Annotated in this window: 13 protein-coding genes; 8 read left to right on the top strand and 5 right to left on the bottom strand. The window is 72.8% G+C overall.

Features of this window, described 5'->3' with window-relative positions:
• The first annotated feature begins 25 nt into the window (after positions 1–25).
• The 4 genes from AB0F15_RS22255 to AB0F15_RS22240 all read left to right on the top strand — a co-directional run bounded on the left by AB0F15_RS22255 (position 26) and on the right by AB0F15_RS22240 (position 4,719).
• Entirely contained in the window at positions 26–925 is a 900-nt protein-coding gene (locus AB0F15_RS22255) for a helix-turn-helix transcriptional regulator (RefSeq protein ID WP_360273261.1), read from the top strand.
• Positions 926–937: 12 nt separating this feature from the next.
• A complete protein-coding gene (locus AB0F15_RS22250) occupies positions 938–1,141 on the top strand; it encodes a DUF397 domain-containing protein (RefSeq protein ID WP_285989744.1) in 204 nt (67 codons plus the stop codon).
• Between the two features lie 158 nt (positions 1,142–1,299).
• Positions 1,300–1,509: a hypothetical protein gene (locus tag AB0F15_RS22245; RefSeq protein ID WP_360273257.1), complete on the top strand. Its 210-nt coding sequence runs from the start codon at positions 1,300–1,302 to the stop codon at positions 1,507–1,509.
• A gap of 186 nt (positions 1,510–1,695) precedes the next feature.
• A complete protein-coding gene (locus AB0F15_RS22240; RefSeq protein WP_360273254.1) occupies positions 1,696–4,719 on the top strand; it encodes an AAA family ATPase in 3,024 nt (1,007 codons plus the stop codon).
• A gap of 100 nt (positions 4,720–4,819) precedes the next feature.
• Here the strand turns inward: AB0F15_RS22240 and AB0F15_RS22235 are convergent, their stop codons facing one another.
• The 3 genes from AB0F15_RS22235 to AB0F15_RS22225 form a co-directional block, all read right to left on the bottom strand.
• Positions 4,820–6,430, bottom strand: coding sequence for a succinic semialdehyde dehydrogenase (locus AB0F15_RS22235; protein WP_360273252.1), 1,611 nt, complete (start codon positions 6,428–6,430; stop codon positions 4,820–4,822).
• Positions 6,431–6,539: 109 nt separating this feature from the next.
• Positions 6,540–7,457, bottom strand: a complete 918-nt coding sequence (locus AB0F15_RS22230) for a hypothetical protein (RefSeq protein WP_360273249.1) — start codon at positions 7,455–7,457, stop codon at positions 6,540–6,542.
• Positions 7,458–7,540: 83 nt separating this feature from the next.
• Complete coding sequence (locus tag AB0F15_RS22225) at positions 7,541–8,158, bottom strand: TetR/AcrR family transcriptional regulator (protein WP_360273247.1); 618 nt, start codon at positions 8,156–8,158, stop codon at positions 7,541–7,543.
• A 95-nt stretch (positions 8,159–8,253) separates the two neighbouring features.
• On the opposite strand from AB0F15_RS22225, the gene AB0F15_RS22220 reads away from it, so the two are divergent.
• A complete protein-coding gene (locus tag AB0F15_RS22220; RefSeq protein ID WP_360273245.1) occupies positions 8,254–9,405 on the top strand; it encodes an acyl-CoA dehydrogenase family protein in 1,152 nt (383 codons plus the stop codon).
• A gap of 11 nt (positions 9,406–9,416) precedes the next feature.
• Positions 9,417–10,553: a CaiB/BaiF CoA-transferase family protein gene (locus tag AB0F15_RS22215; RefSeq protein ID WP_360273242.1), complete on the top strand. Its 1,137-nt coding sequence runs from the start codon at positions 9,417–9,419 to the stop codon at positions 10,551–10,553.
• On the opposite strand, the gene AB0F15_RS22210 is transcribed toward AB0F15_RS22215, so the two are convergent.
• The gene (locus tag AB0F15_RS22210) at positions 10,550–11,080 is read right to left on the bottom strand and encodes a GNAT family protein (protein ID WP_360273239.1); all 531 of its coding nucleotides are present in this window, start codon (positions 11,078–11,080) and stop codon (positions 10,550–10,552) included. The two genes, AB0F15_RS22215 and AB0F15_RS22210, sit on opposite strands and share 4 nt — an antisense overlap.
• A 113-nt stretch (positions 11,081–11,193) precedes the next feature.
• Positions 11,194–11,967, bottom strand: a complete 774-nt coding sequence (locus AB0F15_RS22205) for a crotonase/enoyl-CoA hydratase family protein (RefSeq protein ID WP_360273237.1) — start codon at positions 11,965–11,967, stop codon at positions 11,194–11,196.
• A 114-nt stretch (positions 11,968–12,081) separates the two neighbouring features.
• Between AB0F15_RS22205 and AB0F15_RS22200 the strand changes: the two genes are divergently transcribed.
• The gene (locus AB0F15_RS22200; protein WP_360273321.1) at positions 12,082–12,237 is read left to right on the top strand and encodes a hypothetical protein; all 156 of its coding nucleotides are present in this window, start codon (positions 12,082–12,084) and stop codon (positions 12,235–12,237) included.
• Positions 12,238–12,599: 362 nt separating this feature from the next.
• Positions 12,600–13,085 carry a helix-turn-helix transcriptional regulator gene (locus tag AB0F15_RS22195; protein ID WP_360273234.1) on the top strand — a complete coding sequence of 162 codons (486 nt, stop codon included), beginning with the start codon at positions 12,600–12,602 and terminating at the stop codon, positions 13,083–13,085.
• Positions 13,086–13,114 lie beyond the last annotated feature (29 nt).

Below are 13,114 nucleotides of genomic sequence, written 5' to 3'. Positions count from 1 at the left end.
CAAGTCGACATCCGGAGGTGCCGCGATGGCAAGGGGACAGAGCCCCACGGTTCGCCGGCGGAGACTCTCGGGCGAGCTGCGCCGGCTCCGCGAGGCCGCGGACCTCACCATCGACGAGGTGGGCGAGAAGCTCGAGTGCTCCGCCTCGAAGATCAGCCGCATCGAGACCGGCCACGTCGGCGTCACCCCGCGTGACGCCCGGGACATGCTGGCCCTCTACGGGATCACCGGCGACGAGCAGGAGGCGCTCGTCCAGCTGGCCAGGGAAGCCCGCAAGCGCGGCTGGTGGCACGCGTACAACGAGGTCTTCACCGGCACCTTCGTCGGGCTCGAGGCCGACGCCAGCTCGCTGTGCGCGTTCCAGGCGCTGCTGGTACCCGGGCTGCTGCAGACCGAGCGGTACGCCCGCGCGGTGATCCGCGCGCTGCGACCGGACGCCGACGACGCCGAGATCCGCCGCCGCGTCGCCGCCCGGATGGCCCGCCAGGAGCTGCTGTCCGACACACCACCGCCGGAGTACTGGGCGGTGATGGACGAAGCCGTGCTGCGCCGCGTGGTCGACGGCCCCGAAGTGATGGCCGAGCAGCTCTACCGGATGGTCGCCGTCGCCGAAAAGCCGAACGTGACCGTCCAGGTCGTGCCGTTCGGCGCCGGCGCGCACCCCGGCATGGAAGGCCCGTTCCTCATCATGGGCTTCCCCGAGCAGGCCGACCCGGACGTCGTCTACGTCGACGACAGCACGTCCAGCGGCCTCTACCTGGAGGAACCCACAGACGTCCGGCGCTACGGGCTGATGTTCGACCATCTGCGCGCGGCCGCACTGAAGCCGGACGACTCGGTGGAGCTGATCGCCGAGGCGGCCGGTCGGTTCGCCGAACAGGCGGCCGTACCGGCCCGGGTGCACCATCCGGAAGCGAGACAGTAAGGAGTGGGGACCATGGAAGCAGAACTCTCCGGGGCGCGGTGGCGCAAGAGCAGCCACAGCGGCGGCGGCAACGACTGCGTCGAGGTGGCGTTCGTGGCCGGCGGTGCCGCGGTGCGCGACTCGAAGGACCCCGAAGGGGGTGCCTTCCGCCTGCCCGCATCCGGCTGGCGGGGGCTGCTGGCCGCGGTGCGGACCGGCGGCCCGGCGCACGACTGAGGCGCTCGAAGAGACCCCTTACCCCCGCCGAGCTGGGCTCGGCCGGGAGTAAGGGGTCTTTTCGCGCCCAGGCCCACGTGATCACCCGATGCCCGGGGTGTCCCCTCAGGACGAACCTGAGTCCTACCAACCGGAGAACCCAGGGACAGGGGAATCAAATGCACAGCGATCTGCTGCTGGACGCGGTCCGAGCCGAAGCGGCGTACCGGGCCGAGGAACTGCGGAAGGCCGGGCGCAGCGTCTGGGCCGCCCGCGCCCGCCGCGTCGTCCGCCACCTGCGGGCCGCCCACACCGACGTCGACGTCCCGGCGCAGGAGCGCCGCGAAGCCGCGCGGGAGGCCGCCGGCGCCGCCAAGACCGCCCGGTAAGGGACGGTGATGGTGCCGAAGGCGATAAGCGGTCGGAAACTGTCGGGGACATCTGGGGCTTCGCCCCAGGCCGGGGGCTTCGCCACCCGGACCCCCGCAAAACTGTCGGTGACATCTGGGGCTTCGCCCCAGGCCGGGAGCTTCGCCACCCGGACCCCCGCAAAACTGTCGGGGAGGTAGGCAACAATGCTCCTCGTGCCCCGACTCGGCTCCGGAATCCCGCTCGTCGCCCGTACCCACGAGATGCGGCGGCTCCGCGCCGCCTTCGCCCGGGCCGAACGGGGCGAAGCCGGCGCGGTGCTGCTCTCGGGGGACGCCGGGGTCGGCAAGACCCGGCTGCTGACCGCACTCGGCGAACACGTCGAGAAGTGCGGTGGGCTGGTGCTCACCGGCCGCTGCATCGACGTCCGCGAGGGCGGTCTTCCTTATCTTCCGTTCGCCGAGGCGCTCGCCCCGCTGGGCAGCGCGACGGACCCGGCGGTCGCCGCCGCGGTGCGGGCCCGGCCCGCGCTCGGGCGGCTGCTGCCGCAGGGGCCGGGCTTCGAGGAGCCCCGGGCGGCCGAACACCAGCCGATGACCTCCAACGACCGGGAAGCCATGGTGCGTCCCCGGCCGGAGCAGGACCTCGGTCAGCTGCAGTTGTTCGATGCGGTGCTGGGGGTGCTGACCGAAGTCGCGGAGTCGCGCCCGGTGGTGATCCTGCTCGAGGACCTCCACTGGGCCGACGCCTCGACCCGCAACCTGCTGTCCTTCCTGCTCAGCAGGCTGCGGGCGCAGCGGCTGCTGGTCGTGGGCAGCTACCGCGAGGAGGACGTCCACCGGCGGCACCCGCTGCGTGGCGTCCTCGCGGAGCTGGTCCGGCTCGCCACGGTCGAGCGCGTCGACCTGCACCCCTTCGGCGCGGTCGACGCCCGCAAGTTCGTCGAGGCGCTGGCCGACGAGCCGCTGCCGTCGGACGTCGTGGCCGACATCGTCACCCGCTCCGAGGGCAACCCGTTCTTCGCCGAGGAGCTGCTCGCCACCAAGACCGAGTGCAACGACCTGCCCGCCGGGCTGGCCGAAGTGCTGCTGTCCCGGCTCGAGCGGCTCTCGCCGGACGCCCGCCGGGTGGCGCGGGTGATCTCGGTGGCCAACGAACCGGTCATGCACGCCGCCCTCGCCGAGGTCTCCGGACTGGGGGAGCTGGAGCTCGACGAGGCCCTGCGCGAAGCCGTCCAGCACCACGTGCTGGTGGTGGTGTCCGACGGCTCCTACACCTTCCGGCACGCCCTGCTGCAGGAAGCGGTGTACGGCGACCTGCTGCCGGGAGAGCGGTCGCGCACGCACGCGGCGTACGCGGCGCGGATCAAGGCGCGACCCCAGGGCCGCGGGCACGACGCGAAGCTGGCCTACCACTCGATGCAGAGCAGCGACCTGGCCACCGCGCTGCCGGCGTTGCTGCGCGCGATGGACGAGGCCGAGAAGCTGGGAGCGCCCGGGTCCGCGCTGCAGCACGTCGAGCAGGCACTGTCCATCTGGGACGCGGTCGCGCCGTCGGACCGGCCGGCCGGGTTCGACGAGCTGAAGCTGCTGTACGAAGCGTCGTATTTCGCGGGCACGTCCGGCGAGCCCGAGCGGGCCGCCGCGTTCGCCCGCTCCGCCACCCAGGCGCTGACCGCCGACGTGCCGAACGACCGGGCCGCGAAGGTGTGGCGGCGGCTGGCGGACGTGCTGCTCGCGCTGGAAGGCACCCTGGACGAGGCGGTCGCCGCCATCGACCGGGCCTGGGACCTGGTGCAGCACACCGATCCCAGCTCGGCGCGCGCCTGGGTGCTGGCCAGCCGGGCCGGGTTCCTCCGGATCCTCGACCAGCCCGAGGCGGCGCTCGAGAGCGCGCTCAGCGCGGTCGCCGACGCGCAGGCCGTGGGCGCGACGGGGGCGGAGGCGTCGGCGCTGGTCACCCTGGGCACGCTCGCCGATTCGCGGGGCGACGCCGCCGAGGCCCGGGAGCGGCTGCGGCAGGCCGAACGCAAGGCACGTGACGTGGGCGCCTGCAACACCGAGATCCGCGCGACCTACTTCCTGACGTTGAGCCACGACGACCACGGCGAGTTCGCCGAAGCACTGGCGCACGCCGAGCGGGGCGTCGCCCGTGCCGAAGAAGCCGGGCTGAGCTGGAGCGTCTACGGGCTCGAGCTGCGGGCGCGCCAGCTGATCCTGCGCTACCTGATGGGTGACTGGCCGGAAGAGAGCGCCGGGCGGGCCGGGCGCGGGGTGTCCAGCGCGGTCGCCGCGCGGATCCTGGCCATCTGGTCGCTGTTCGTCGTCGCCCGCGGCCGGTTCGACGAAGCCGCGAAGCTGCTCGGCGGGCTGCGGCAGCACTGGACGGCGGACATGCAGATCCCGCTGTCGGCCGGGAGTGCGGGCATCGAGCTGGCGTACTGGCGCGGCGAGCACGCCGAGGCGGTGCGCCGGGCCGAAGACCTCGTCGGCTGGCTGGAACGCATCGAACCCGCACTGCTGGCCGGCATCCGGGTGGCCGCGCTCGGCGTGACAGCGGCGGCCGCGCAGGCCGCCGGCGCGCGGGTCCACGGCGACTCGGTGGCGGCGGACGCGGCGGTGGCCGCGGGCGAGCGGCTGCTGGCGCACGGCCGGATGTGCTCGGTCGTCGGGCAACCCCGCTCGGGGGAGCTCGGGCCGGAGGGCCGGGCGTGGCTGGCCCGGCTGGAGGCGGCGGCGACCGGCCTGACCGGCCGGGGCGACGCGGAAAAGTGGGCGGTCGCGGCGGCGGCGTTCGGCTACGGCGCCGTGTACGAGCAGGCGATCTGCCGCTGGCACGAGGCCGAAGCCCTGCTGGCGGCGGACGGCGACGCCGGCGCGTCCCTCGAAGCGGCCCACGAGGTGGCGCTCCGCCTCGGCGCGATCCCGCTGCGCGACGCCGTCCGGGACCTGGCGCACCGCGCCCGCGTCGAGCTGGTGGGCGCCGAACCCGCCGCCCCGGCCCGGTCGGTCACCAACCCGCTGACCGAGCGCGAGCGCGACGTCCTCGAGCGCGTGGCACTGGGCCGCACGAACCGCCAGGTCGGCGAAGAGCTGTACATCAGCGAAAAGACGGTGAGCGTCCACCTGTCCCGCGTGATGGCGAAACTCGGCGCGAGCCGCCGCGCGGAAGCGGTCGCCATCGCCTACGACCGCGGCCTGCTGACGGCCCCCACCGCCGAACCCGCGTGATCAGGCCCGTAACTCGCGTGATTGAAGCCGGAACTCGCGTGATCACAGCCGTTACGGCTTCAATCACGCGAAATCCGGCCCGGATCACGCGAGTTACGGGTCAACGGGGGAGGCGGCGGAGGGCCTTCAGGCCGAATGTCATGCCGCGGGACCACAGCGAACCCGGGATTGCGCGCGGCGGCCGGAGGGCGAAGCCGCGCTGCAGGGCGATCGACTGGGACTCCGTGTACTTCAGCAGGCCTTCGGCGCCGTTGCGGCGGCCGACGCCGGAGTCCTTCATCCCGCCCATCGGCACGCCGACGCTGCCGAACGTCGCCGCGTAGCCCTCGTTGACGTTGACCGTCCCGGCCTTGAGCCGGGCCGCGACCTCCCAGCCCGCACGGCCGTTGCGGGACCAGACGCTGGCGTTGAGCCCGAACGGCGTGTCGTTGGCCCGCTGGATGGCGTCGGTGACGTCGGTGTAGCCGTAGATCGACACGACCGGCCCGAACGTCTCCTCCGCGAACGGCAGCATGTCCGGGGTGACGTCCGCCAGCACGGTCGGCTCGTAGAACAGCGGGCCGAGGTCGGGCCGGGGACGGCCGCCGGTGAGCACCGACGCGCCCTTCGCGCGGGCGTCCTCGACGTGCGCCGACACCGCCGCGAGCTGCTCTTCCGACGTCAGCGAGCCCATCTGGGCGTGGTAGTCGAGCGCGCCGCCGAGACGCAGGGCCGCGGTCCGCGCCACGAACGCGCGGGTGAACTCCTCGCGGATGTCCTCGTGGACGTAGATCCGCTCGACCGACACGCACAGCTGCCCGGCGGAGGAGAAGCACGCCGTCACCGCGCCCGTCGCGGCCTTCGCGACGTCGGCGTCGGGCAGCACGACCATCGGGTTCTTGCCGCCGAGCTCGAGCGAATAGGACGTCAGCCGCTTCGCCACCTGGCCGGCCAGCTCCTTGCCGGTCGGCGTCGAACCGGTGAAGCACAGGTAGTCCGACTCCTCGACCAGCGCGGTGCCGATCTTCGAGCCGCGGCCGAGGACGATCTGCCAGGTCCCGGCGGGCAGCCCGGCCTCCTCGGCCAGCTCGTGCAGCCACAGCGCCGAAAGCGCGGTCTGGTTGTCCGGCTTCTGCACCACGGCGTTGCCCGCGGCCAGTGCCGGCAGGACGTCCATCGCCGTCAGGGCGAGGGGGTAGTTCCACGGCGAGATGATCCCGACGACGCCCTTCGGGTGACGGATCTCGCCGGCGCGGGTCAACCCGGGGATCACACCGGCGATGCGGCGCGGGGCGAGGATCTTCGCGGCGTGCCTGCCGTAGTAGGCCGCCACCAGCGCGGTCGCGCTGACCTCGTCGAACGCGTCGAGCCGGGCCTTGCCCGCTTCGACCTGGACCAGGTCGAGCACCTCGTCCTGCCGGGCGAGCACCAGGTCGTGCAGGCGGGTGAGGACGCGGGCGCGCTCGGCGGGGGAGCGGTCCGCCCACGCCCGCTGCGCCGTCCGCGCGTCGTCGAACACCGCGCGGACGTCGGCGTCGGTGGCCTGCGGCAGGGTCGCGATCGGCTGCCCGGTGAAGGGCGCGCGCATCCGGATCGGCGCCGAGTCCGCGCCGCCCGCCACGCGGGCGACGAGCTCGGCCGCCCGCGCCGAGCCCGGCGCCCCGGCGATGCCACCGACGGTCGGCGGCAACGGGGTGTCTTCGAGGGCGTTCGCGGGGGTCGTGCTGGTCATGACGTCTCCGTTCCGCGGCGTCCGGAGTCCGCGCGACGCCGCGCAGGGGTTACCGACGAGTACACCATACCGTCGGTACGTCAGATGTCCAGTCTGATGTGAATCAGATTCATGTATTGGGCGGGTGCAGCGGCGGCAGCTGGTAGTTCGGCTCGGTCGGTTCCTGCTGGGCCGGAGGCTGGGCCGGGTGCTGCTGTACCGGGTGCTGCTGGGCCTGCGTGACGCCGCCGTAGGGATCGCCGGGCTGCTGCGCCGGGAACGGCTGCGACGCCGGACCGTCGTACGGCGGGCGCTGCGGGCCGGTCTGCGGCGGCGCCTGGGCGGGGAACGGCTGTGACGCCGGATAACCCTGGTACGGCTGCGCGAACTGGGCCGGCGGCATCGGGTACGGCCGCGACGGCTGCTGGTACGGCCCCGGCGGCCCGCCCGGGGCCGCGGCGGGCGCGCGCCGCCCGGCCAGTACCGCGAGCACCAGCGCCAGCAGGGCGACGATCCCGCCGCCGAGCAGCAGCCAGAACCCCGCCCCCGTCGCGTAGTGCGACCGGATCGTCCCTTCGTCGGACTCGTAGCTCAGGGTCGCCGAGACGTCCATGCCCAGCATCCACACCGCCGCGGTCACCCCGGCGGCACCCGCCACCAAGGCCGTCCGGGCACCCGAGCGCACGCCGGGGCCGGTCGAGCGGCGCGTACCGGCGAGCGCCAGCCCGGCTCCGGCCAGCAGCACCACCGCGGCGGTGGTGAGCGGGATGCCGTACCGCGCGACGTGGGTGTTGTCGTAGAACTTCTTCGCCTCGTCACCGGGCTCGACGGAGAACGAGCGCGACCAGGCGCTGATCGTCTGGCTGCTCTCCGTCTTGCCGTCCACGACCTGCTCGAACGACGTCTGCGGCAGGAACGACCCGGCGATCACCAGCGCCGCGGCGAGGACGCCGAGGATTCCGGCGATCAGCCGGAACAAGGCGCCCGGATCGGCCGGCGGCTGCGCGGGTGGCGGGCCGTAAGGGTGCGGATACGGGGCGGCGGTCATCGAAACTCCCCTCGTTCGGGGGGATTGGACCACGAATCCGGCTGCGGGATAAGGGGCAAAGCACCCTTGTGGCGCCGCGCTGGTCAACTCGGCGCAGTGGTGGCGTCCGCGTAGAGCAGGACGGCGATGCGCTTCCACTCGTCCAGGAGCCGGCGGCGCCGGGTGGGGTCGCCGCCGAGCTCGGCGTCCAGCGCCAGACCGCGGGTGAGGTGCACGGTGAGCCAGAACAGCATCTCCGCGCGTTCCGGCGGGAGTTCGCCGGCGACCTGGGTGACGTGCTCGAGCGTGGCCCGGCCGAGCGCGCGGTCGACCGGGCGGATGGCCGCGCGCAGCTCGGCGTCGGTGCGGGCGGCGACCCACAGCTCGGTGACGGCGGTCGAAAGCGTGCCGGAGTAGCCGGCCCACAGGAGGTCGATCGCCGCGGCGACGCCGCTGCCGCCGCGGGGCAGCTCGTCCAGCGACTCCGCGAGCCGGCGCCGCAGCTTCGTCGTCAGGTGCTCGACCGCGGCCGCCATCAGCTCGGCCTTCGCCGTGAAGTGGTGCTGCACCGCGCCCTTCGACACGCCCGCGCGGGCGCAGATCTCCTGGACCGACGTGCGCGCGTAGCCGACCTCGACCAGGCAGTCGATGGTGGCGTCGAGCAGTGCCGCGCGCGTCTGTTCGCGCCGCTGCGCCTGGGTCCGGTGCGTCGACTCGGTCACCGCGGCCTCCCTGCTTTACGTACGGGCCGGTCCGGAGGTACATTCCGCTCAGAACTTACATGCTGACCGTCATGTTTTCCAGCAGGAGGGGTCCCGTGCCACTGCAACTGCCGAAGAGCTCGTGGAACACGACCGAGCTCGAGGACCTCCGCGAACTCGCGCGGTCGTTCCTGCAGAAGGAAGCCGTCCCGCACCAGGAACGCTGGGCGGCCGAGAAGAAGGTCGACCGCGAACTGTGGACCAAGGCGGGCGAGGTCGGCCTGCTGTGCCTGTCCATCCCCGAGGAGTACGGCGGGGGCGGCGGCACCTTCGCCCACGAAGCCGTCCTCTACGAAGAGCAGGCCCGCGCCGGCGACAGCGCGTGGGGCGTCACCGTCCACAATGGAATCGTCGCGCACTACCTGCTCGCCTACGCTTCGGAGGAGAAGAAGCGCGCGTGGCTGCCGAAGCTGGCGAGCGGCGAGCTGGTCGGCGCGATCGCGATGACCGAGCCCGGTACCGGCTCCGACCTGCAGGGCATCAAGACCCGGGCGGTCCGCGACGGCGACCACTACGTGCTCAACGGCGCGAAGACCTTCATCACCAACGGGTTCCACGCCGACCTCGTCGTCGTCGCGTGCAAGACCGACCCCGACGCGGGCGCACAGGGCGTCTCGCTGATCGTGGTCGAGACCGACACCCCCGGCTTCCGCCGCGGCCGGATCCTCGACAAGGTCGGGATGAAGGGTCAGGACACCGCCGAGCTGTTCTTCGACGACGTCCGCGTGCCGGCCGGCAACCTGCTCGGCGACGCCGAGGGCCAGGGCTTCGTTCAGCTCATGCTGCAGCTGCCCCAGGAACGGCTGATCATCGCCGTCACCGCGGTGGCCGGGCTGGAGGCCGCGGTCGACCTGACGCTGGCGTACACCAAGGAGCGCACGGCGTTCGGCCGGCCGATCTTCTCCTTCCAGAACACCAAGTTCACCCTCGCCGAGGCGGCCACGGAAACCGCCGTCGCGCGGGCCTTCCTCGACCAGTGCATCGAACGGCACCTCAAGGGCGAGCTCGACGTCCAGGGTGCGGCGATGGCGAAGCTGTGGACCACCGAGCGCGTCAACAAGGTGATCGACGACTGCGTGCAGCTGTTCGGCGGCTACGGCTACATGACCGAGTACCCGATCGCGCGCGCCTGGGCCGACGTCCGGATCTCCCGGATCTTCGGTGGCACCAGCGAGATCATGAAGGAAATCATCTCCCGCTCGCTCTGAAGGGACCCGACATGAAGGCAGGTCCGCTCAGCGGCCTGAAGGTGGTCGAACTCGCGGGCCTCGCGCCCGGCCCGTTCGCCGCGATGATCCTCGCCGACCTCGGTGCCGACGTCGTCCGCGTCGACCGCGCGCAGCCGGGGGAGGACGTCATCGGCCTCGGGACCGACCCGCTCGCCCGCGGGCGGCGGTCCGCCGGCATCAACACCAAGACGCCCGAAGGCGTGGAGCTGGTGCTGAAGCTGTGCGACACCGCCGACGTCCTCATCGAGGGCTTCCGGCCGGGTGTCGCCGAGCGGATCGGGCTCGGGCCCGACGTCGTGCACGCCCGCAACCCCTGGCTGGTCTACGGCCGGATGACCGGCTGGGGCCAGGACGGCCCCCTGGCCAAGGCCGCCGGGCACGACATCAACTACATCGCCGTCGCCGGCGCGCTCGAACCGATCGGGCGCGCGGGCGAACGGCCGGTGCCACCGCTGAACCTCGTCGGCGACTTCGGCGGCGGCGGGCTGCTGCTCGCGATGGGCATCCTGGCCGCACTGCACGAACGGAACACCTCGGGCCGCGGCCAGGTCGTCGACGCGTCGATGGTCGACGGCGCCGCGCTGCTCACCACCAGCCTCCACGGCATCAAGGCGGCCGGCCTCTGGTCGGACGAGCGCGGCGAAAACATGCTCGACGGCGGTGCCCCGTTCTACGACACCTACGAAACCGCGGACGGCAAGTACGTCGCCGTCGGCGCGATCGAGATGCGGTTCTGGGGCGACCTGGTCAAGGTCCTGGACCTGGACCCGGCCGAGCTGCCGTTGCACGTCGACAAGGCGCAGTGGCCGAAGCTGCGGGAAATCGTCGCGGGCGCGATCGTCCGGCACACCCGGGACGAGCTCGTCGCGCGCGCCGAAGGCACGGACGCGTGCCTGACCCCGGTGCTGTCGCCCGCGGAAGCGGCGTCGCACCCGCACAACGCGGCCCGCGGCACGTTCGTGGAGATCGGCGGCATGGTCCAGCCGGCGCCGGCGCCGCGGTTCGACCGGACCCCGCCGGACACCCCGGAAGCCCCGCGCACCAGAGGTTCCGACACCGAGGCCGTGCTCGCCGAACTGGGCGTCACGAACCTAGGGGAGCTGCGTGAAGCCGGGGTGATCGCCTAGTTCTTCGCGAGGTCGGGGCGCACGACCGAGTAGATGACGTGGTCGCGCCACTCGCCGTCCCGGAAGTCGTAGCCGCGAAGGACGCCTTCGCGCGTGAAGCCGGCTTTCTCGAGCGAGCGCTGTTCGGCGCGGTTGCCGACCTCGGTCGTCGCTTCGACGCGGTTCAGCTGCGTGTGCGCGAACAGGTAGGTGACGAGCAGGCGCTGGGCTTCGGTGCCGTAGCCGTGGCCGCGCGCTTCCTGGACGAGCACCAGGCCCACGTTCCAGCAGAACGACGCCGGCCCGGTGCGGGTGCGGTGCCAGGAGAGCAGCCCGAGCACGCGGCCGCCGAGCGTCGGCACGAGCATGCCGCCGTCGGTGCCGAGCATCCCGGTCTCCAGCCAGCGGCGGCGCAGGTAACCGGGGTCGTGCCAGCCGAACCACTGGTGCTCGCCCGCCGCGACGGGGTCGTTGGTCAGCCGTTCGAGAAGCTCGAGATCGGCCTCGGCCACCGGCCGGAGCTCGACTCTGGAACCATCGTCGTCCATCCGGAGACCTTATCGGCCGCTTGACCGGAAACGGGGCAGCCGAGCGGCGGATCGCCCGGTCGAGCCACGCCCGGTCACCCCACGCCATCAGGAGCCGGGCCGCGCCGCTCCCGTCAGGAGAAACCGCCGTGCCGGCCTTCGCCGTTCGCGAAGCGGGCCGCGCCGTCGACCGCCTCCGCCGCCAGGACGCCGGTGCCCATCGCCGCGGCGAACTCCGCCGCCAGCGCGTCCTCTTCGGACTCGCCCCACTGCGTCAGCGCCGACAGCCGGTCGCCGCGCAGGCACGCCTGCGGGAACGCCGCGAGCTGCCGGGCCAGCTCCTGCGCCGCCGTCACCGCCTCGCCCGCCGGCACCAGGCGGTTGGCCAAGCCGATCTCGAGGGCCTCGGCGGCCTCGACCGGCCGTCCGGTGAGGATCAGGTCCAGCGCCCGCGACTGGCCGATCAGGCGCGGCAGCCGCACCGTCCCGCCGTCGATCAGCGGGACGCCCCAGCGGCGGCAGAAGACGCCGAACACCGCCGTGGTGTCCGCGACCCGCAGGTCGCACCACAGCGCCAGCTCGAGGCCGCCCGCGACGGCCGGCCCGTGCACCGCCGCGATCACCGGTTTGCCGAGGACCAGCCGGGTGGGGCCCATCGGGCCGTCCCCGTCCGGGTGTGTCCGGTTCATCCGGCCGGTGCCGATCGCCTTGAGGTCGGCGCCGGCGCAGAACGCGCCACCGGCCCCGGTCAGCACCGCGACCGCCGCGTCCGGATCGCTGTCGAAGGCGCGGAAGGCGTCGGCCAGTTCGGCCGCGGTCGGCCCGTCGACGGCGTTGCGCGCCGCCGGGCGGTCGAGGGTGATCGTCGTCACCGCGCCGTCGCGCTGCACCTGGACGTTCCGGGACATCGCCGCTCCTGGGGTCGATCGAGGTGTCTTCCGCGCACGCCTTCCCTACAGTATTGGGATGGCCACTCCCAGGACGGGGACGGCGAGCCGGGGAGGAAGCGCATGTCGGGTGGCATGAAGAAGATTCTCATCGTGGGCGTGGTCGCGCTCGTGCTGTTCCTCCTGATCACCCAGCCCCAGCAGTCGGCCGACTTCGTGCACCGCGTGCTCGGCTGGCTGAAGGACGGCGCCGAAGCGATCGTCACGTTCTTCCGGGCGCTCTTCTCCTGACCTCGCCCTTCTCCGTGCCGGTACCGCCACGGGCGGTACCGGTGGCTACTCTGCGTGTTAACGGACGGTAAATCACCCTGCGTCACCGATCCCGGATTTCGGACTGCAACGCTCGACCATCCGGGTGGATTGCGGTCGAAAACGCGCAGGTCGGCGAATTCGTGGCACCCGGGGTCTGGCGAAGGAGACCACCCCGGCCCTACGGTGCTCACATTGCGTGATCAGGTGGTTCGCCACTCCCCTCGGAGAGCCCCGGTACGCAGGCATTTTCCTCTCAGCAAGGTGCAGGTTGGTGCGTGCGGCACCACCGCGTGGGACAGGCGTCAGGCCCTGTCCGTCGGGGACCTACATAGGAGGCAGGGATGACCGGAGATCCCGGAGTGGACGCGTTGATCCGGCAGTGGGCCGCCGAGCGCGAGCAGACCCCCGAGGAGCAGGAGGTCGACCGGATCGCGTCCGAGTGGCTGGCCGATGCGCCACCGCAGGCCGCCCCGGGCATCCCCGGCCAGCGCGCCCGGTCCGGACCGTCGCGGTTCGTCCCGGTCGAGTCGGCCGACCCCGGCTACCTCGATGCCATGCGCCGCCGGCTGCCGGGGGTGCCCGAAGAACTCCTCACCGCCGCCGCGGGCTGGTGGCAGATGGTCGGCGGCGTCGCCGAGGCCGAGGAGTGGTGGGACGCCGGCCTCAGCCCGCTCGACCAGCGGGCCCTCGACTACCGGGCGGCCGGCCTCGCGCCGTCCGACCTGAGCAGGCGGCTCGGCCCGATGACCGTCCTGCAGCACCTGCGCCGCGGCAGCGCCCCGGCCTGGTGCGTGGCCCGGCTCGCGCGTCAGCAGAAGTCTGCCTGACGAGCCGGTTTCCACTCGGCCGGGTGACC

The organism is Amycolatopsis sp. NPDC026612, assembly GCF_040638285.1.
Classification (GTDB): Bacteria; Actinomycetota; Actinomycetes; order Mycobacteriales; family Pseudonocardiaceae; genus Amycolatopsis.
The sequence above is the reverse complement of the archived record's forward strand: the minus strand, read 5'-3'. Positions and strand labels throughout refer to the sequence as shown.